Consider the following 19,171-nt stretch of genomic DNA (forward strand, 5'->3'; position numbering starts at 1 on the left):
TCTTAAAGGTTCATCCTCATCTCCCGAAAGACCGCCAGTATGTCACGATAGAGGCCATCCGGCCAGAGATCAATCTCCATTGGCACAGGCAGCTGCAGCGGATCGGCGACTAGGAGCATCGCGAGAACGATGCAGCTGCGCCGTTCACGAGTCGCCTCAGCGGCATAGAGCTCAACGAGCGTTTTCCGCAGCTCGTCCTCCCCCCATGCCACCACATCACCGCGCAGGCGCAGCGGCAAAAGAGCCAGATAGCCGTCATACCAAGGCTGCGTCCGGAACGCTGCAAGTCGTCCCGCAGGCCATCCTGCGATCTCTCTGATCAACTCTTTCTTGCGGTCAAAAATCCACCGTTCCGCTGCGTGCGCATAAATGATCTGCGGCGACAGCCCCTCTGCAAAGTCCTCTTTCAACCGCGCTGCAATACGCTCGGCCGCACCCATATGCTTTGCACGCATTTCGGCGACTATTTCGCGTCGGCGCAGTGCGGCAGGATCCTCTCCGCGAATCAGATGCAGGAGATACGTCTCCACCTGTTCCCATGTCTCTGCCGCATAGCTCCCCTCGAGCATCAACGTATAGTCTTCCGACAGATCGGGATCATGCGGGCAATAAATCATCGGTCGATCCATGAGGAAAAAATTCATATTGATCGACGAAAAATCGGTCAGAAGAATATCCGCCGCTGTAAGCGCATCAAACGGCGTCTGACGGCTGTCATCCAGCGCAATGCCATGCGCTGCCAAAAGCGCCTTATAGTCCGCAATCTCCTGCTCCGTCATATAGCCGCGCTGGAGCATGTGCCGAAACATCAGCGGATGCGGACGTATGGCGAATTTCACCCGATCGCTGCCATGTGTAATGGCAAATTGTGTAAATGCATCCCGATAGGCAAGGAAATGGCTGCCGCCCGCCGGTCCGTCCATCGTCCACCGTGGTGTCCAGAGGACACGCGTTATCGTATTCTCTTCCTTGTACTGACGAAGATATGCCTCAAAGCCAGGATATCCTAGATTCTCAAAGTGTTGTAACCCAATCGACGTGTTTTCTGTGTAGGAAGCGTCAAGCATGGACTTTTCTTCGTGTGAGTCGCAGAATTGAAACGACAGATAGGAAAAAAAGCCGTCCATCTTCACTTCACTTTGCAGAAAGAACTTTGTCCCCTGTGTCCCATAGGGGATATAGCAAAGCTTTGCGATCTTCGCAAGTTCCGGCGTTCGCGTCCCACGGAGCAGACGCAGCCCCTCATACGGAATGGCGAGAAAAATATAGTCCGGCTCCAGAATACGGAGATCAAGAACATTGGTGAAATCATAGACGTCAGGATATTGGTCATGAAAAAAATGCCACTCGTCCTCATCATACCGCCCAGCGCACCTGCCCGCCTCGGCATCCATCGCACGATAGGTCGGAAGCAGAACGATAATGACCTCCGCTTCCTCATCCTGTGCAAGAGCATCATACACTGGTGACTGCTTATCCCAGACACTGGCATCCTGTACGAGAAATACGACCCGCATTTTCTTCTGTACATGCTGACGATTGTGCATCTCCTGCAGATAATATGCCGCAATCTGCGGATGATAAAATACATGATCCTCCATCGTCATCCCTGTCTTTCACGCCTGTTTCTCCGTGCTGCATCAATACGATTTACCGCAGCTTCCCGTACACTGCACCAGTCTGCCCGCCGCCGCAGATATTCGACCTGCTCCATCCCGTTCACGATGCGTTCCTCCGGAAACTGCATTTCCCCTTCATTCGGATGGAATCCATATTTCTCATGATAACGGAGCGATGCGGCATTTTCGCGTACAATGTGTGCATAACATACGTCCACACCTAATGTATCGTATACATAGTCAGCAAAAAGAAGTGTCGCCTCGGCAAAATGAGCGCTTCCCCGATAGCGGCGGTCACCGACGAGCAGACGTCCCGTGATGCAGCGATGCCGCTCCGCATCATAGGCCGTCCATCCCATGGTCGCAAAGGGTGTATCATACTCCTTGTCAACGACAACGAGCAGCCCCTGCGTGTCATCGGCCATATAGTGCTCATACCACGCACGCTGCTTTTCCATATCGAGACGGTACGGCTGGTTGAGATACCGATTGTTCGCAGGGTCGTTGCGCCATGAAATGATGTATGGGAAGTACGCCGGCGTGACTTCTCTCAACTTAGTCATGCTCCCATTCAGATGGGGATAACGCATGCTTCTCCCTCCCTATGCCTGATCCTGTGCAAATAAGATACCAGACCGGAGCCACCGTATTAAATAGTCTTGGTTGATCTGCTGCAGATATTTCTCATTGTCTTGACGCGATTGTGGAATTCTCTCTTTTCCATACTGATCAATATACTGCTGAAATACCCTTCCGTCATGATGCTCCGGATCAATCTTCCAGAGACACAAATTGCGCCATTCGGGGTGGTTTTCTGCTATTATCGCATAATACATACACATGTCGGCGTGAATTCTTGAGTTCCACTCCGTTTGCCACGTAACTCCTGAACCATATTCATACCAAATAAAATGATCATCAAGAAATCCTAGCTCGATCCCATCCGCAATCATGATGTTATAGACACAGTCCTCACCGTAGACAATCCGTCCCAAAATCTTCTTTGTATACGAGATTAGCAATTTCGCCTCGGTAAAAAATGCACCACCAACAGGAAAATCAGGGATCATAAGGTATTCTGCCTGTATGTCAGAAAAAGCTTTTCTGCGATACGACTCCAAGTTAAAAGGCTGAAGCTGTCCGAGTACCTTATAGATTTGATCTTCCAATACTTGATAGTAATACGTCAGACCAAAGGCAACCTGATAGTTATTCTCCTCGACAAATCGCAGCATCCGTGCCAGAGCATCTTCATTGTATAGAAAATCACCAGGCGAAATCACTTTAATATAGTGACCCCGCATGACAGGAAATGCACTCGCCGTATTTTTTACCGTTCCCTGATTGTATGGATTTGTCACGATCGTATAGCGATGAAAGTCCTTCTGCGCAAAATACGACTCTATTACACTGCGGTCGAAATCGGGAGTTCCATCATCCGCAATGATAATTTCAAAAGAACACCCCTGCTGACAGACAATGGATTCCAATGTCGCAAATAGCTTTATCGGATTTGGATGATAGGTAAGCACACAAACCGAAACATCAATATCCGGATGGTACGAAATACTCTCGTCCACAAACACCCCTCCATACTCAATTCAACATATATTGGTTGTGTGACGTCCGCCATACTTATCTGGCAAATACTGCGTCCGCATGCACCAACTTGGTCAGCTCTGCCGGATCAACATTTTTCCAATATGAGCCGTTGTCCAAAAGATGCTGTGCCTCTGCATAGTAGGCCTCACGCCGCTGCTCATACGACGGGCCTGCATCATGCCCGTCTTTTTGCGCGCCAAAAACCATATCCAAAATCTCACGGTGCCGCTCGATGATAATCTCTAACGTCACTTTACTGTCATGCAGCAGGCGCTTCTTCCACACCTCCGATACGCTGTCAGATATTCCGCTGCCATAATGATACCAAATCAGATTCCGATTCCAAAACCCGAGGGGAATATCATCGGCGATCATGATCGGATAGACAGCGTCCTCCGTATAAACAATACGCCCGCATATTATCTCCGTATAGGCGATGAGAAGATCTCGTTCTCCCATAAAGGCAGCACCGACACCATAGTCCTGATAGACCAGATACGCCTCCTTGACGGCAGAAATATCTTTTTCCAAATAAGGGCGCAGCTGAAATGGCTGCATGCGGTTGACCAGCTGGTATACACCATTCGTCACCACGTAATAGCACGCCCGACCAAATGCAATTTTATACTTCTCGCTCTGCATAAAATTCATCATCTCCGCCAATACGGTATCGGCGTATAGATAATCGCCGGGCGAGATCAGCTTGACATACCGACCACCGGCAGCTTTATATGCGTTCAGCGCATTCCGAACGGTGCCCGTATTCGCTGCACTGCGCACGATGCAGTAATCCTCGACATCATGCTCCGCCATCCACGCCTCGATCTCTTTCTGACGGAAATCCGGCGTACCATCATCCGCAATGATGATCTCACAGGTACAGCCCTTCTGGCGAATAACGGATGTGAGCGTAATAAAGAGCCTATCATAATCCGGGTGATAGGTAAGGACACAGACCGAAACATCATACAGCTGTGTTGAGGAGGGCATGATCATCTATGTCCTTTCTGCATCACACACTGTGGCACGGATGGGCGATAACCATTCACAATATCGATCACATAGGTGATCTCGTCTGTCCGCATGCCGTTAAAGATCGGCAGGCTCAGCACCTCGTTGGCGTACTGCTCCGTGCGCGGAAAACTGCCGCGTGTGTGCCCGAGATATGCATAGCACTCCGCGAGATGCGGGGGAATGGGATAGTGGATCACCGTCTCAATGCCATGTGCGTGGAGATACTCCTTAAAATGGTCACGTGACGACGTGCGAACGACGAACTGATGATAGACATGCTCCGCGCCCTCACGTACCTCTGGGAGATGAATGTGCTCATTCTTGATCCCTGCATGATATTTGGCTGCAATTTCCCTGCGCTCCTCGGTCAATGCGGAAAGATGCGTCAGCTTCGTGCGCAGGAGTGCCGCCTGTATCTCATCCAGACGGGAGTTGACGCCGCAGAGCTCATTATGATATTTTTCCTTGCTGCCGTAGTTTCGCAGCATACGGATTTTCTCGGCAAGCACTGCATCGTCTGTCACGACAGCACCCGCATCGCCGAATGCACCGAGGTTCTTCGTCGGGTAGAAGCTGAAACAGCCGACATGACCGAAGCACCCCGTCATCGTATCGCCAAAGTGTGCCCCATGCGACTGGGCACAGTCCTCGATGACAAAGAGATGATGCCGCTCTGCGATCTCCATCACTGCCGGCATAGCAGCAGCCTGTCCATAGAGATGCACGACCATAATCGCTCGCGTGCGCGGAGTAATTGCCACCTCAATGCAGTCGGGGTCGATGCAGTAGTGCACATCAGGCTCAACAAAGACAGGTGTCGCCCCATTCTCCGTGACGGCAAGCACCGTGGCGATATAGGTGTTTGCCGGGACAATGACCTCGTCCGCCGCACCGATCCCAAGGGCACGCACAGAGAGCGTCAGCGCATCAAGTCCTGAATTCAGTCCGACAGCATGCGCTGCCCCCGTATAGGCGGCGAACTCCGTCTCGAATGCCGAGAGCTCCGGGCCCATGATGTACCACCCAGAGCGAAGGGCACGCAGAGCCGCCGCATCATATTCTGCCGCATGAAGATCATACTGCCGATGCAGAACCGCAAGATCAATCTTCATCCCTTCGCCTCCACCATCCGCAAAAATTCATCATAATCCCGTATATAGTCCGACTCATCATAGACCTCCGAGGCGAGCACCATGAGTACGGCATCCGGAGAAAAATCGTACATCTCGCGCCACATGGCGTGGGAGATATAAAGTCCTTCGTATGGTTTTTCCAGCGGCACGACCTTTTTTTCTCGTCCATTGTCGAGGCGGATCCTGCACGAGCCATGAATACAGATCAAAATCTGTTCCAGTTTCTTATGCGCATGATGCCCGCGCACGACCCCTGCAACCGTATCATACATATAGTAGACGCGTTTGATGCGGAACGGGATATCCGTAAACTCCTCCAGAGCAACGAGCATGCCGCGTTCATCTCCGTGTGGCTGAAACATATATTTTACGATCTGCATCGTACTCTCCTCGACCCATGTGGATTACTTTCATGTATATATTCGAATGCTCCGCCGTTTTGCTAAAGGAATCATCCCCGCACAACAGGCGCATGAACGAGACGCTCTAATTCACCTTCATCGACATCCTGCAGATAGGATCCATGTTCCGCGATATACGCTTCAAAGGCATCGGTGCGATATTTTTTTTGCAGATCGCGCATTGTCTTGCCATTGGCTCCGCTTAGGATTTTCTCCTTTTCTTCGCGTATCTCCGCGTGCAGCTGTTCAATGATAAAGAGGCACACATCCATGTCCTTCCCGAGGCGTTTTCGCCATGCATCTCCCCCCTTTGTAGAGATCCCCGTGCCCACCTCGTACCAGATAAAATTGTGATTCCAAAAGCCGATGGGAATACCATCGGCGAGCATTCTGAGATAGATCGTGTCCTCCCCGTAGATAATATGTCCGACAATCTCGTTCGTATAGGCGGTAATCATCCTGCGCTCCCCCATCAGGAGTGCACCAAGAATGAAATCTCCGTAAATCACACAGGCTTTTTTTACAGCATCATAGTCCTTTGCTTCATAAATTTCAAGGTTCAGCGGACTCATTGTATCGAGCAGCTGATAGGAACTCCCGTCATGATGATAGTAACACGCCCGTCCGAATGCCACAGCATAGTGCTCCTGCTCCATAAAGCGGAGCATTTTCCCAAGGACATCATTGCAATACAGATAATCCCCCGGTGAGATTGCCTTGATATATCTCCCACGTGCAGCAGAGAGCATCTGCATCATATTCCTTACCGTGCCGTGATTCTCTGTACTGTGCAGGATCGTAAAGTCACGGCATCCTTGCTGCCGCAGCCACAGTTCAATCTCTTCCTGAGGAAAATTCGGCGTTCCGTCATCACCGATGATGATCTCAAAGGAACAGTGTACTTGCTGAACGATTGACGTGAGCGTTGCGAAAAGCTTCTCGTAATCCGGCTGATAGCTGAGAACACAGACGGAAATGTCAATCTCCTTTTCACGGGGAAAGATCTGTTCCTTATCGTCGCATCCATACGATACGCGCACGTTCTCATGGGAAGCATAATCCACACAGACGGATGAGATCCCATCCTTTGTCGTAATCAGATCATCGACATAAGAAAAGATCCGACCAAGATGTTCCTCATTCCATGTGTGCGTCAAAATGAGAGGTGCATTTTCCCCCATTGTGTTCATCAACGGCTGAATTTTGGCCGTCACTGCTTCCGCATTTTCCCCTGAAAGGCTAAGGAGGAGTGCCGTCTTATCATTCGCGGTATACGCTGATAGATAGGCGCGAATCACTTTTCGCCAGATTCCCTCCGGGGAATCAACGTCCGGTACAAAATAATAAACGCGATAGCCCTGCTCCTTGAATTCACGGAGAATCTCCACGGTCTCATCGGATATTTCATGCACGGGCGGTTGGAATTTCATAAGAAATGCATCGACATTGTCTGCCAGAATATGTATGTTCTTCCGAATATCCTCCTCCGGCCAATTCCACCATTTGATGCGCTGAAGCTGACGGATCGTATCCACGTCAAAGCGATAGCCTGCAACACGCGCCGGATTCCCTTCAACAACGGCATAGGGCGGCACATCCTCCATCAAAACGGCCCCTGCACGAACAATGGCTCCGTTTCCTACGGTAATACCGCCCCTGAAGATCACATTTGATTCGATACGCACATTATTTCCAATGATGATCTGCCTGCGCTCGGGCACATCTTCCGCCGGGGACGGTGACCAAAAAGAAAAAGGATATGCCGCTGCAGATGCTCTGCTGGCTCTATCCTCCATATCAAAGGTGATATTTCGTCCAAGAGAAGCATACCGTCCAATCAGTATATGTGCGTCATCATTCGTCGATGCAATTGTTCCGCTCAAAAGCTGTGATCGCGACCCTGCCGTCAGTACGACCTGTCCATCGTCCCGCTGAATAGCGCAGGCAGGCGTCGGCAGCTGAGGCATCGGAAGTGAAAGTGTTTCAAGCAAGACATTATCCTCTCTCATAACAGCATAGATACAGCAATTGTTCTTCCCTCCGTGCGTTTACCACCGCGGAACATGTTCCCGCAGGGCAGGCACAAGGAGCAATGCGAGTATACTATTGGCAATGCCCTCGGCGAGAAGCCCGGGCGTCGATGCGAGCGCCGCCGCCATACCGTCATAGAGCACCGCTCCCGCTAGGGTATATCCTGCCGCCATCCAAAGGCTTGCGAGGAGAAAGGCCGCCGCGCACCGCGCGCGTCCCGCCGGAACAGCATTGCTTCGTCCCAAGCGGCAGACGATCTCCGCCATGATGAGCTTGATGAGGATGGTCGGCCCTGCCCACAGTGCAAAGCCGCCGAAAATATCCGCCATCGCCGAGCCAAGGCACGCGGCGAAAAGGACGCTGCGGCGCGGTGCAAGCACGGCGAGCAGGAAGATCACGGCATCGCCGAGATGCGCGTAGCCGAGCGGAATCGGTATATGCGGCACATAGGTCGCCACAAAGACAAGAGCTGTCATCAGCCCCGTAAAGACAATCTCACGCATGGAAAATCCTGCGGTATTTCTTCCATATGTTTTCATACTATCTACCTCCATGAATACACTGTCTATACTATACCATACCACACACTGTCTTAAAGTTCAATGAGAAAACGGTCTCCCCTCATATTGAAGGAAGACCGTTGGTTCAAACAACATGGATAAAATTAGCGATTCCCTAAGACAAAATCCGAACGAGATAGCTTAGTCCATCCGCCCAGAGCAGAATACCGAGGAGGATGAGCACGACACCCGCTGCCTGCTGAATGCGCGGCAGATACTGATAGAAGCCACGCAGCTTCATGATATGGCGCCGCCAAATCACAGCGAGGAGGAAAAACGGCACGGCAAAGCCCATGCTGTAGACGAGGAGCAACAGAGCCCCCGCCCCGACGGTCGCCGCGCTGCCTGCATAGAGCAGAATCGTCGCAAGGACGGGTCCCGTGCACGGTGTCCATCCGAGTGTAAAGCCACACCCGAGGAGGAATGCCCCGCCGACGCCGTCAAAGCCGCGCCGCTGAAAGGGGCGATACTCGCGCAGAAGGAGTGGGATGCGGATCCATCCCGTCATGAAGAGTCCCATGAGTATGACGAGCAGTGCCGCGCCCTGCCGCAAGATCTCCTGATAGGAGAAAAGCCATGCGCCGAGCAGGGATGCCGTCGCCCCAAGCAAGACAAAGACGACGGTAAACCCTGCCAGAAATGCCGCTGTATTGACGTAGAGACGCTGTGCCTCCCGCCCGTCCTGTCGGCTATTCTTCGCCAAAATCAGGGAAAAGGTCGGCAGAAGGGGCAGGACGCAGGGGGAGAGAAAGGAAAGCACGCCCGCGAGGAATGCGCCGCCGAGGAGGGTCAGTTCCATGCGGTGTGCCCTCCAACGACAAAGCTCTCAGTGTTTGTTGATGACATCTTCCAGCTCCGCCTTCGTCACACCACCCGTCTTACGGTAGATCACGGTTCCCTCTGCATTCACGACGACAGTCGTCGGGATGGCACGCACGCCGTAGAGCGTCGACGCCTTCCCCTTTGCATCCAGCACAACGGGCAGCTCCGCCTGCCGCTCCGTCAAAAACTTCTGAACCGCAGGTACCTCCTCCTGCAAGTTGACGGCATAGAAATCCACCGTCTCCCGATGCGTCGCATAGAACGCCGCGAGATCCGGGATCTCCGCCTGACAAGGCGGGCACCACGTCGCCCAGAAATTGATGATGTAGGGCTTGCCCTTCGCCTCGACAGCGACGTCCTCGCCCGTGAGATTCTTCACGGCAAACTTCGGTGCCGCCTCCCCCACGAGCCCGTGTCCTGCATTCTGCGCCTCCTGCGTCTGCGCGCCCGCAGCACGCCCTTCATCGGCCGCACTGCTGCTTCCGCAGCCCGTGAACACACTGAGTGCGACGAATGCCGCCAAACATATTGTATACTTCTTCATTGTTGTTCCTCTATTATGTATCAAGATTTCCAAGTTCATACTGCGTCACGGCGAGTGCTGTGAGCGATGCCGTCTCTGCCCGCAGAATGCGGTGTCCCAGTGAGACGGACTGCCCGCCTGCCGCCGTGACCGCCGCCGCCTCAGCAGAGGAAAAGCCTCCCTCCGCACCGACGATGAGCGTCACGCGCCGCGCCTCTATGCCGCGCAGTACGGTACGCATTGACTGCCGCTCCTCCTGCTCATAGCAAAAGACGGTCACTGTATCCGCGGCACCGATGTACGCCGGGTCCTGCAGCAGCTCCGCGAGTGAGACGATCGGGGCAACGGTCATCAACGACCTGCGGCCGCACTGCTTGGCCGCCTCATCAGCGATTTTCTGCCAGCGCGCCGCCTTTACCGCCGCCTTTTTCGCGTCATAGCGCACAACGACGTGCTCCGTCACGATGGGACACATGCATACGGCACCCAATTCCGCCGCCTTTTGGACGACAAAGTCCATTTTTTCTCCTTTGAGGAGCGCCTGCACGAGGATGACCTCTCTGCCCTCTGTCTCCGCAGGCAATACGCGCTGCATACGGAGGTGCACGGCATCACGCGTGAGTTCCGTGACCGCCATCTCCGCTGCCTGTCCTGCCGCGTCGACAACCGTGATCACGTCGCCGATTTGGGCGCGCATGACACGGGCGAGATGATGGGCGTCGCCCCCCGTAATGGCAATATCCTCCGTTAGCACGCCGGGATAAAATACCTGTCTCATGCCTCTTCGAGATCCGCTGTACGGCGGATGATCATCGCCGCCCACTCCTTTTCACAGGTCATATCGAGCACGGTAAAGCCGTGTTCCTTTGCCGCCTGCTCCACATCGTCGATGCGGTCGTCGATGATGCCCGAGGCGAGCAGGACACCGCCCCGCGCCAGATGTTGGTCCAGCTGGTCAAACAGGCGGATGATGATATCTGCGATGATGTTCGCCGTGATCAACTCGGCCGGCGCCATTCCACGACATACAGCGAGAAGATCGCTCTGCAGAGCGACGACGTTCGTGACGTGGTTTTGTTTGATGTTTTCCTCGGCGACGGAGACTGCAACGGGATCGTAGTCCATGGCGATCACCTCGCCCGCACCGAGTTTCGACGCCGCAATCGCGAGAATGCCCGAGCCGCATCCCACGTCATAGACGCGCATCCCGGGGCAGACGACGTGCTCAAGCCAGCGCAGACACATCGCTGTCGTCGCGTGTGCCCCCGTCCCAAACGCCGCCCCAGGATCGAGATCGATGACGATCTCATCGCCCGACGGCGTATACTCCTCCCATGTGGGGCGCACGACGATGCGCCGCCCAATCTTCTCTGTGTGGATATACGCTTTCCACGTCTCCGCCCAGTCCTCATCCGCGACAAAGACATGGGAAACTGTCCCCGCCCCGATCGGAGCATCGGCGCGGCGCAGCCCCTCAATGCGCTCCGTAAGTGTAAGGAGGCTGCTCTCGAGTCGCTCATCCTCAGGCAAATAGGCGCGCACTGTCACAGTCTCCGTGTCCTCGGCACGCGGCAGATCGGTATAGTCCCACAGCCCTGCATCGATGTACGTATTCACGAGAGACGGATCATCGATCTCCGTCCCCGCAGCGCCCAGCTCCATCAGAATATTCCCGATCAGATCTGCGCCCTCATGCGTCGTCACAACACTCACCTGTGCCCAGCGCATACCATCGCCCCCCCGTCGCCGTTCTTCTGCATCGCTCATGCGATAATTTTATTATACATGAGTACAGAGAGAATTGCGACTGATTTTTCATTTGCACAATCCAAGGGGCTGTTTATCCGTGCTTCCTAAAACAGCCGCCGCACAAACGTGCAGCGGCTATCCATGTTCAAGAGATCACGGATAAACTAAAGCTCAGATCTCTGCCTGCCAGAGTCCATGGAGATTGCAGTAGGCAAGCACCTTGACCGGCGCATCGCCGTCAGCGAGACGAAACGTAACGGTCGGTGCATCCACTGCCGTGAGATTGACACGCTGCGTGCCGCGCTTCGTGACGAGCATCACCCAGTTGATGAGATGCTCCTCCGTCATCGGATGCGCCACCGCGCCGACGCTGACCGACACCTCATGCTTCGCCGCATCGTAGGTCGGCACGGGAACATGCTTCTCCTGCGCCGCATCGACCGTGTTCGGCTTCAGTTCCTTTAGCGGATTGCCGCAGCACGAAAGATCGAGTGCCTCGTCGCCGTAGACCTCAACAAGATGGGATTTCCCCGCAAGATAAAATACTGACATAAATATCCTCCTAAATAAAATACACAGCAAAGTAATTAATGTGGAGTATCAGATGCCATAGATATGATCTACTTCATCTTTCACAAATAATAATTCTCCACAAAATAGAATTCTCCTTCTTTGGCTCAAAATTTTTTCAAAAGAAATTATCGTCCATCGTCACGGAAGATGCAGAGTCCATCCTTTTCCTCCACGAGCTGCCAGCGCTCCGCACCGAGTTCCTTGATCTTGCGTTGGTACATAAAGTCACGCATGATGATGTACTTCGGGCGTGGATCGTCCCGTATCGCGGTGAGCTCCTCCGGCTGATTGACATCCGCCTCAAGTCCTGGGATATCCGTATAGAGCATCACACCGGGGCGCAGCTGCTTATCGATGTAGAGGACGCGCCCCTCCTCCTCGGCGGAGGGATGATACGCTGCTGCGTAGTCGCGTGCAACCTGCTTGACGCTAAAAATTCCCTCGACAGCCGGCATCATGACGCCGAAGCCGATGACCATCGTCACCACGGCCATGATGACGTGCAGCCATGCGGCAAGCATGAGGCGATGCGAGGCGGTGATATGGTAGATGATCGCCGCACCGAGGATGAGTGTCAGCGTTCCCAGCCAAAGTCCGCCCTCCGCGAGCTGTGGAAGCCCGTCTCCCGCAAGCAGCCACCCAATCCCCATCACGAGAAAGAGAACGGCACTGCCGCCAGCCCAGCCGAAATGTGTCTGTCGCCAGTCGTCGAGCATCTGCGCGAGGTTCCATCCGATGATGGTCGCAAGCGGCGGAACGAGGAGCAGCATATAGGAGACCTGCTTGGTCTGGGCAAACGAGAAAAAGACAAAGACGAAGATCCACCAGACTTGGAAGAACGCAAGCTGCTCCGCCTCCTCACCGAAGCTGTGACGATAGGCGTTCTTGACCGACTGAATGAGCAGCCCCGTCCACGGGAAAAAGCCGAGCAGTACGACGGGGATATAGAAATACCAGTGGTCGCGCACAGGATGGAGCGGATGCGCAAAGCGGCTGATGTTGTGAAAGCCGATAAAGTCGTGGATGAACGGCATCCCATGTACCGTATACATATAGACGTACCAAGGCATACCGACAAGCGCGGCAAGCAGCACGCCGCGCAGGACATGCATGCGGAGCAAAAGCTCCAGCTGACGCGTAAGCAGCAGGTAGAAGAAGATAATGCCGCCGGGGAAGACAATACCGATCGGCCCCTTCGTCATAACAGCAAGTCCGCAGCAAAGGTACATCAGCCAGTACTGTCGATGAATGAATAGGAAGAGTGCCGCCGTCATGAAGAAGAGCAGCGTCGTATCCGTGACGGACGCCTTTCCCATATACATGAGAAAGACGCTCGTCCCCGTGATCATGCCCGCCCAGAATCCCGTACGCGCACCGAAAATACGCGCCGACGCCAGTGCGGTCAGAAGAACGGAACCAATCGCCATAAACGATGCCGGCAGGCGTGCCGCAAGCTCACTGAATCCGCCGAACAACTTGAGCGACGCCACAACCAGCCAGTAGAAGATGGGCGGCTTGTCGTACCAGAACTCATTGTAGATGCGCGGCGAAAGATAGTCGCCAAAGCGGATCATCTCCTTCGCCGTCTCCGCATAGACCGGCTCATCGGGATCGAGCAAAGCCAATCCGCCGATGCCGTAAAAGATCTGAAACGAGACCACCGCGAGCAGGACAAGATAGACCGGCCACGCAAGATTTTTCTCATCGTTCATGCAGATATGCCCCCATTACATTTCAATCCCCTGCATTGTACCATAGAAAGATATGTTTTTGAAATCATTTGACGTCCCTACACCGGCGATACTCGCAAACCGCACGCAAATCATGTGCACTGTGCGTCGAGCATCTGATGTAGAATGCAAAAAGAAGCCGCCGCATCTGCGGCGACTCCCTTGGACGCATCGGTTAGTGGATTTCGATCGTCACGCCCATCTTGATGTCGTCCTTGACGAGAGGAGCATCGCCCTGCAGCATGATGCAGCCGGGGCGTTCGGGTGTATCGCCGCCCTTGAACGAAAGCGTGCAGTGTCCGAGCTCCCGCAGCGTGTGCAGCGCCTCATCACCGATCGCCGTAATCGTGAATGCCTTGTCGCCGATGATCAGCGTATCGCCGACGGCGGGATCCGCGTTGTAGTTCGCAGGCGTGTGCAGCACGGAGAACTCTGCCAGCTCCTCAGGTGCATTATTGTTAAAGATGATGATGAAGTTGGCATTCGGATCATCTAGGAACAGAAGGGATTCCTCACCGATGCTCGTAATTTCGCAATAGAATTTCATACTGCCTACTCCTGCCTTTCACCATACGGGACAGAAACGTCCCCCTTACACCTGTTTTACGTCACAACGTTTCTGGTCGAGACCAATCCTCTCCGTGACAGGACCACAAATCAGATTATCATCGTTATCAGTTGTATCATACTATATATTCGCCGATTAGTAAAGGAACCACGGATAAAATGAAGGGATAAAGAGATAGAATTATTCACGGCATATCCCATGAAATGGCGTCGATGCTTTCTTGACATACCGACCCAATTCTGCAATAATGCAAATTGAACTATTTTATCGAAATTTTTGGATATGATTCGGAGGGATCAATCATAAACAAGTTAAATAAAAAGGATCTTTTGACGCTCGGATTTATGATGTTCTCCATCTACTTCGGCGCGGGAAATCTGATCTTTCCGCCCGCACTGGGACAGGCGGCAGGTGAGCATACCCTGCTTGCGATGATCGGCTTTATGGCGACGGGCGTCGGTCTGCCGCTGCTCGGCATCACGGCGATCGCACTGACAGGCGGGGAATATACGCCGTTGCTGCGCGAAAAGACATGGCCGCGCTTTGCGACGGTGCTGCTCATCCTGCTCTATCTCATCATCGGCCCGCTCTTTGCGATGCCGCGCACGGGCGCAGTCTCGTTTGAGATCGGTATCCGCCCGTTCCTCACGGAGGAGAATTTTGCACTAGGGCAGCTGATCTACACGGCGATTTTCTTTGCTGCGTCCTACTATCTCTCGTTGAACCCGAACAAGATCATCGACCGCGTGGGCAAGATGCTGACCCCTGCCCTACTCGTTGTTCTCTTTATCCTCTTTGCTCAGGCGTTCCACGCGCCGCTGGGGAACATCCTTGCGCCGACAGGCGCCTACCTAGAGGCGCCATTCGCACAGGGATTTCAGGACGGCTATCAGACAATGGATCTACTTGCCTCGATCGCCATCGGTGCACTCGTGACGAATGCGATTCAGATGCGCGGGATCACAGATCGCCATGCCATCGGCTCGGCCTGTCTGATCTCGGGACTGATCACGGTGACGCTCATGACGGCGGTCTATGGATCGCTCGCCTACATTGGTGCGACAAGTGCCTCGGTACTGGGGCAGTCAGAGAACGGCGGGCAGATCCTCGCGGGTGCCGTCGGGATTTTCTTCGGCGCATCGGGCAATCTGCTGCTCGCCGTCATCATCGGGCTGGCGTGTCTGACGACGTGCTGCGGCATCACGTCGAGTGCTGCCCTGTTCTTCAACAAGCTGCTAAAGGGCCGCATTTCGTACGAACGACTCCTTCTGATCTCCATTCTGTTCAGCTTTGCCGCCTCGAACATCGGGCTGACCCAGATCATTACGCTTGCCGTGCCCTTCCTCGTCACGATTTACCCGATCGTCATCGTCTTTGTGATTCTCTCGCTCTTCGATCATTTCATTGGCTGGCGAAAGAGCATCTATCAGGGAGCGATCTTTCTCACACTCATATTCTCGCTGATCGACAGTCTTCATGCGGCAGGGTTGTGTCCCGCCGCTCTGCATGAGCTGCTCTCACGCATGATCCCGTTCTACGGTATCATGATGGGGTGGGTCTGTCCCGCCGCCATCGGTGCACTCATTGGACTCTGCGTCTCGCTCTTTCAGACAGCGCCGGCGCCCAAGGAAGCAGATACATAGACATAAAGGAGGGCTTGTTGTACGAAATTTGCAGTTTCGTGCAACAAGCCATTTTTATTTTCTATTCTTCTTTCTCCGCCAGCGCAGGTAGAGGACGACAATCACAATGACGGCGACAACGACGAAGATCATGCTCGCCTCGTGTCCGTATTCCATGAGGTCGGTCCAGCTCTCACCGAGCACCATGCCAGCGTAGAGGATCGCCGCCGTCCACGGGAGCGCGCCCGCAATCGTATAGAGGAAGAAGCGCTTCGGGTCGACGCGGGCAAATCCTGCCGGCAGCGAGATGAAGGTGCGCACGACGGGCAGCATGCGGCTAAAGAACACCGCCTTGAGTCCATAGCGGTCGAACCAGTCCTGTGCGACGTTGACGTGTGACTGCTTGATGAGAAAATATTTTCCATATTTGTCCACAAAGGGACGCCCGCCGCGCGCGCCGATCTCATAGGCAAAGAGCGAGCCGAGGAGCCCGCCGACCATGCCCGCAAGGAGTGCGCCCTCGAACGACATGTGTCCCGCGAAGATGAGGTAGCCCGCAAAGCCGAGAATCAACTCGCTCGGGATGGGGATGCACGCGTTCTCTGCCGCCATGAGGACGGCGACAGCAACATAGCCCCATGAGGCGATGAATGAGAGAAAGATCTGCGTAAAGTGCTCCACGGGCATGCGCTCCTTCAAGACAGAGAACGTCCAACAAAAAATCCCCAGTGCGTACACAGTGCACCGGAGACTCAGCTACAAGGTGGTGCCTCAGAGCGGAATCGAACCACTGACACGGGGATTTTCAGTCCCCTGCTCTACCAACTGAGCTACCGAGGCAAAAGGAAAAATGGCGACCCGAAGGGGACTTGAACCCCTGACCTCCGCCGTGACAGGGCGGCATTCTAACCAACTAAACTACCGGGCCGTTCCTGGTGACGCGTACGGGATTCGAACCCGTGAAGCCGCCGTGAAAGGGCGGTGTCTTAACCACTTGACCAACGCGCCGTATCCGCGCTGTGCGGCGGATGATCCTTGCAGACCATCCGCCGCACATTCACGAACGCCATTATATGGGATTTTACCCCACTTGTCAACAAATTTTATTTACAATCTACATACAATATAAAATCCGATCTCAGAGCGTCATCCCGCTGCCGAGATTCGCCCACTGGACATCAGCGGCGTACTCCTCGAGTTCCGGCAGTTTCTCCATGAGATACGAGTTCGTGACGCGTACAAAGGTGCCCTTCATGCCGAGCGACTTCGACTCGATGACGCCGGCGGACTCGAACTTGCGGAGTGCATTGACAATGACCGAGCGCGTGATCTTCGCCTCGTCGGCGATCCGCGACGCGATGAGTCTTCCCTCGAACTTCCCCTGGCTCGCGAGCTCCTGCAGAATCGCATGTGCCGCCTTGCGCTCGGAGTACGAGAGCGTCTCGACGGCGATCCGTACCGCCTCACGCTGACGTGCCTCGACCTCGTTCTTCTGTGCCGTGTCGCGCAGCATCTCCATGCCGACGACGGTCGCACCGTACTCGCTGAGCAGGAGATCAGGGTCGCCGAACTCCTTCTTGGCATTCGACACAACGAGCGTTCCGAGACGGCGGCGCGGTCCGTAGATCGGCGTCACGACGATGTTCTGTTCATGGAACAGCTCTGCCATCTCTTTCTCGAAGGACGCGCCATCCGTTCCCACACGGATGTTGGAACGCGTCTCCTCAAGTCGGTTGAGCCAGTCCACGAATTTGCGCGGGAACTGTCCCAGCTCAATCGCCTCATTCGTCATGAGGTCGTCATTATCATCATAGAACGCATAGCCGCAGATGCGGCCTCCTTCGTCGGTGATATAAACGTTTGCCTCAAGGACGTTACTCAGTACACGTGAAATCCCGTCATACTCAACGCTTTCCGAACGTTGGAGCAGACGATTGATTTGCCGCGTCTTTCCCAGCAATGTAATCATCTGTATCCCCCTCTTTCCCGAGCTGCACCCTTACAGCTCTGCGAAACGATAACCACACCCCGCAAGATACATTTTTCCTTCATATTTATCATACTACATTTTTGTAAAATTTCAAGAAATACTTGAATGTTTTCCCTCTTCCATTGATAAAATTATTCTATCTCTTTATAGTTCAGTGTGATAATTTCGAAAAATCTGTCTTATTTGGAGTGGAGTTCATTCGATCAAGAATCTCTTAGAATTTTTTCTATGACACCTTGCTTAACGGAGAGAATCATAGTATAATGACACGGTGTTTGCGTGCGGCTTGAGTGAAGCCCACGTTGAGGAGGTGTAACAATGGCAAGTGTATGCGAGGTCTGCGGCAAAGGGATGATGAGCGGCAACAATGTGAGCCACTCCCATGTAAAGACGAAGCGTAAGTGGAAGCCGAACATTCAGCGCGTCCGCGCCCTGGTCAAGGGTGAGGTCAAGCGTGTCAATGTATGCACGCGCTGCCTGCGTTCCGGCAGCGTCGAGCGTGCCGTTTGAGCGAATACGCGCATAGAAAATCCGTCTGTTTAAGAAATCGCTGATAAATGAGATGTGCCCAATTAGCATGCTAAATTTATCCGTGTTTTCTTAATTCGGGCGGTTTTTTTATAAGAAATTGCAGCGATATCGGAGAGAGAAGGGGTTCGCCAATGGGAACAAATGTCACAGAGATCCGTGCAGCAAATGAGCGCTACGTCGCCACATTCGGCGACAAAGGAGGGCTATCACACGGTCCAACGCGGCGGTTTGCCGTCGTCACGTGCATGGACTGCCGTCTCGACCCGGCAAAATTTGCGGGGATCGCGGAGGGCGATGCGCACGTGATCCGCAACGCGGGTGGACGCGTATCGGACGATGTGATTCGCTCTCTGCTGATCTCCTACAGGATGCTCGGAACAAATGAATGGTTCGTGATCCAGCATACGCACTGTGGAATGCAGGGGCTCACCAATGAGGCGATATGTGCGCGATTCGAGGAGGATGCTGCCGCGCACGGCGGGGATGCCGTCGAGGCGCACTATATCGACTTCATGCCAATCGCAGGAGAGCTTGAGGAGAATCTCGTCCGCGATGTACGCCGTCTGCGCACTCATCCGCTCGTTCCCTCCTTCATTACGATTCACGGCTGTATCTACGATGTGCACACGGGACGCCTGATCGTCTCGGAGGAAGCGGAGAAGATCGGCGCGGCAAAATAAGATAAATCAGCACAATAAAAAAT

General features: G+C 53.8%; 20 protein-coding genes and 3 tRNA genes. 3 read left to right on the top strand and 20 right to left on the bottom strand.

Features of this window, described 5'->3' with window-relative positions; all coding sequences use genetic code 11:
• Window positions 1-2 precede the first annotated feature (2 nt).
• From AXE86_RS02955 to AXE86_RS03025, 15 genes are all read right to left on the bottom strand, one after another.
• Window positions 3-1,607 (bottom strand): CDP-glycerol glycerophosphotransferase family protein, encoded by a 1,605-nt coding sequence (locus AXE86_RS02955; protein ID WP_232294911.1) that lies wholly within the window; start codon window positions 1,605-1,607, stop codon window positions 3-5.
• Window positions 1,604-2,209, bottom strand: a complete 606-nt coding sequence (locus AXE86_RS02960) for a GNAT family N-acetyltransferase (protein WP_061944522.1) — start codon at window positions 2,207-2,209, stop codon at window positions 1,604-1,606. The genes AXE86_RS02955 and AXE86_RS02960 overlap by 4 nt, the downstream gene beginning before the upstream one ends.
• A gap of 12 nt (window positions 2,210-2,221) precedes the next feature.
• A complete protein-coding gene (locus AXE86_RS02965; protein WP_232294912.1) occupies window positions 2,222-3,199 on the bottom strand; it encodes a glycosyltransferase family 2 protein in 978 nt (325 codons plus the stop codon).
• A 55-nt stretch (window positions 3,200-3,254) separates the two neighbouring features.
• Window positions 3,255-4,211 carry a glycosyltransferase gene (locus tag AXE86_RS02970; RefSeq protein WP_232294913.1) on the bottom strand — a complete coding sequence of 319 codons (957 nt, stop codon included), beginning with the start codon at window positions 4,209-4,211 and terminating at the stop codon, window positions 3,255-3,257.
• 2 nt (window positions 4,212-4,213) lie between these two features.
• Complete coding sequence (locus AXE86_RS02975; RefSeq protein WP_061944531.1) at window positions 4,214-5,347, bottom strand: DegT/DnrJ/EryC1/StrS family aminotransferase; 1,134 nt, start codon at window positions 5,345-5,347, stop codon at window positions 4,214-4,216.
• Window positions 5,344-5,748, bottom strand: coding sequence for a sugar 3,4-ketoisomerase (locus AXE86_RS02980; protein WP_050342867.1), 405 nt, complete (start codon window positions 5,746-5,748; stop codon window positions 5,344-5,346). Before AXE86_RS02980 ends, AXE86_RS02975 begins: the two co-directional genes overlap by 4 nt.
• A gap of 71 nt (window positions 5,749-5,819) precedes the next feature.
• Window positions 5,820-7,778, bottom strand: coding sequence for a glycosyltransferase (locus AXE86_RS13505; protein WP_083501144.1), 1,959 nt, complete (start codon window positions 7,776-7,778; stop codon window positions 5,820-5,822).
• A gap of 39 nt (window positions 7,779-7,817) precedes the next feature.
• The gene (locus tag AXE86_RS02990; protein ID WP_157040597.1) at window positions 7,818-8,354 is read right to left on the bottom strand and encodes an ECF transporter S component; all 537 of its coding nucleotides are present in this window, start codon (window positions 8,352-8,354) and stop codon (window positions 7,818-7,820) included.
• A 121-nt stretch (window positions 8,355-8,475) separates the two neighbouring features.
• A complete protein-coding gene (locus tag AXE86_RS02995) occupies window positions 8,476-9,159 on the bottom strand; it encodes a cytochrome c biogenesis CcdA family protein (RefSeq protein ID WP_009443024.1) in 684 nt (227 codons plus the stop codon).
• Between the two features lie 27 nt (window positions 9,160-9,186).
• Entirely contained in the window at window positions 9,187-9,726 is a 540-nt protein-coding gene (locus AXE86_RS03000; RefSeq protein ID WP_050342864.1) for a TlpA family protein disulfide reductase, read from the bottom strand.
• 13 nt (window positions 9,727-9,739) lie between these two features.
• The gene (locus AXE86_RS03005) at window positions 9,740-10,483 is read right to left on the bottom strand and encodes an RsmE family RNA methyltransferase (RefSeq protein ID WP_061944533.1); all 744 of its coding nucleotides are present in this window, start codon (window positions 10,481-10,483) and stop codon (window positions 9,740-9,742) included.
• Window positions 10,480-11,433 carry a 50S ribosomal protein L11 methyltransferase gene (gene prmA, locus AXE86_RS03010; protein WP_061944538.1) on the bottom strand — a complete coding sequence of 318 codons (954 nt, stop codon included), beginning with the start codon at window positions 11,431-11,433 and terminating at the stop codon, window positions 10,480-10,482. Before prmA ends, AXE86_RS03005 begins: the two co-directional genes overlap by 4 nt.
• 192 nt (window positions 11,434-11,625) lie before the next feature.
• The gene (locus AXE86_RS03015) at window positions 11,626-12,006 is read right to left on the bottom strand and encodes a desulfoferrodoxin family protein (protein WP_061944541.1); all 381 of its coding nucleotides are present in this window, start codon (window positions 12,004-12,006) and stop codon (window positions 11,626-11,628) included.
• 146 nt (window positions 12,007-12,152) lie between these two features.
• Window positions 12,153-13,739, bottom strand: coding sequence for an ArnT family glycosyltransferase (locus tag AXE86_RS03020; protein WP_061944544.1), 1,587 nt, complete (start codon window positions 13,737-13,739; stop codon window positions 12,153-12,155).
• A gap of 193 nt (window positions 13,740-13,932) precedes the next feature.
• The gene (locus tag AXE86_RS03025; RefSeq protein WP_061944546.1) at window positions 13,933-14,304 is read right to left on the bottom strand and encodes a PTS glucitol/sorbitol transporter subunit IIA; all 372 of its coding nucleotides are present in this window, start codon (window positions 14,302-14,304) and stop codon (window positions 13,933-13,935) included.
• Between the two features lie 275 nt (window positions 14,305-14,579).
• Between AXE86_RS03025 and brnQ the strand changes: the two genes are divergently transcribed.
• Window positions 14,580-15,968, top strand: a complete 1,389-nt coding sequence (gene brnQ / locus AXE86_RS03030; protein WP_442983641.1) for a branched-chain amino acid transport system II carrier protein — start codon at window positions 14,580-14,582, stop codon at window positions 15,966-15,968.
• A 54-nt stretch (window positions 15,969-16,022) separates the two neighbouring features.
• Here brnQ and AXE86_RS03035 read toward each other — a convergent pair whose 3' ends face one another.
• The 5 genes from AXE86_RS03035 to codY all read right to left on the bottom strand — a co-directional run bounded on the left by AXE86_RS03035 (window position 16,023) and on the right by codY (window position 17,916).
• On the bottom strand, window positions 16,023-16,628 hold the full coding sequence (locus AXE86_RS03035) for a DedA family protein (protein WP_061944549.1): 606 nt from the start codon (window positions 16,626-16,628) through the stop codon (window positions 16,023-16,025).
• An 83-nt stretch (window positions 16,629-16,711) separates the two neighbouring features.
• A tRNA-Phe gene (locus tag AXE86_RS03040) sits at window positions 16,712-16,787 on the bottom strand.
• A gap of 11 nt (window positions 16,788-16,798) precedes the next feature.
• Window positions 16,799-16,875: transfer RNA gene (locus tag AXE86_RS03045), tRNA-Asp, on the bottom strand.
• Window positions 16,876-16,880: 5 nt separating this feature from the next.
• A tRNA-Glu gene (locus AXE86_RS03050) sits at window positions 16,881-16,955 on the bottom strand.
• A 130-nt stretch (window positions 16,956-17,085) separates the two neighbouring features.
• Window positions 17,086-17,916 carry a GTP-sensing pleiotropic transcriptional regulator CodY gene (gene codY / locus AXE86_RS03055; protein ID WP_061944551.1) on the bottom strand — a complete coding sequence of 277 codons (831 nt, stop codon included), beginning with the start codon at window positions 17,914-17,916 and terminating at the stop codon, window positions 17,086-17,088.
• 339 nt (window positions 17,917-18,255) lie between these two features.
• On the opposite strand from codY, the gene rpmB reads away from it, so the two are divergent.
• Together rpmB and AXE86_RS03065 are read left to right on the top strand one after the other, a co-directional pair.
• Entirely contained in the window at window positions 18,256-18,447 is a 192-nt protein-coding gene (rpmB, locus tag AXE86_RS03060) for a 50S ribosomal protein L28 (RefSeq protein ID WP_009752959.1), read from the top strand.
• Window positions 18,448-18,599: 152 nt separating this feature from the next.
• Window positions 18,600-19,148, top strand: a complete 549-nt coding sequence (locus AXE86_RS03065; RefSeq protein ID WP_061944554.1) for a beta-class carbonic anhydrase — start codon at window positions 18,600-18,602, stop codon at window positions 19,146-19,148.
• Window positions 19,149-19,171: the final 23 nt, after the last annotated feature.

The organism is Selenomonas sp. oral taxon 136, assembly GCF_001554015.1.
Taxonomy (GTDB): domain Bacteria; phylum Bacillota; class Negativicutes; order Selenomonadales; family Selenomonadaceae; genus Centipeda; species Centipeda felix.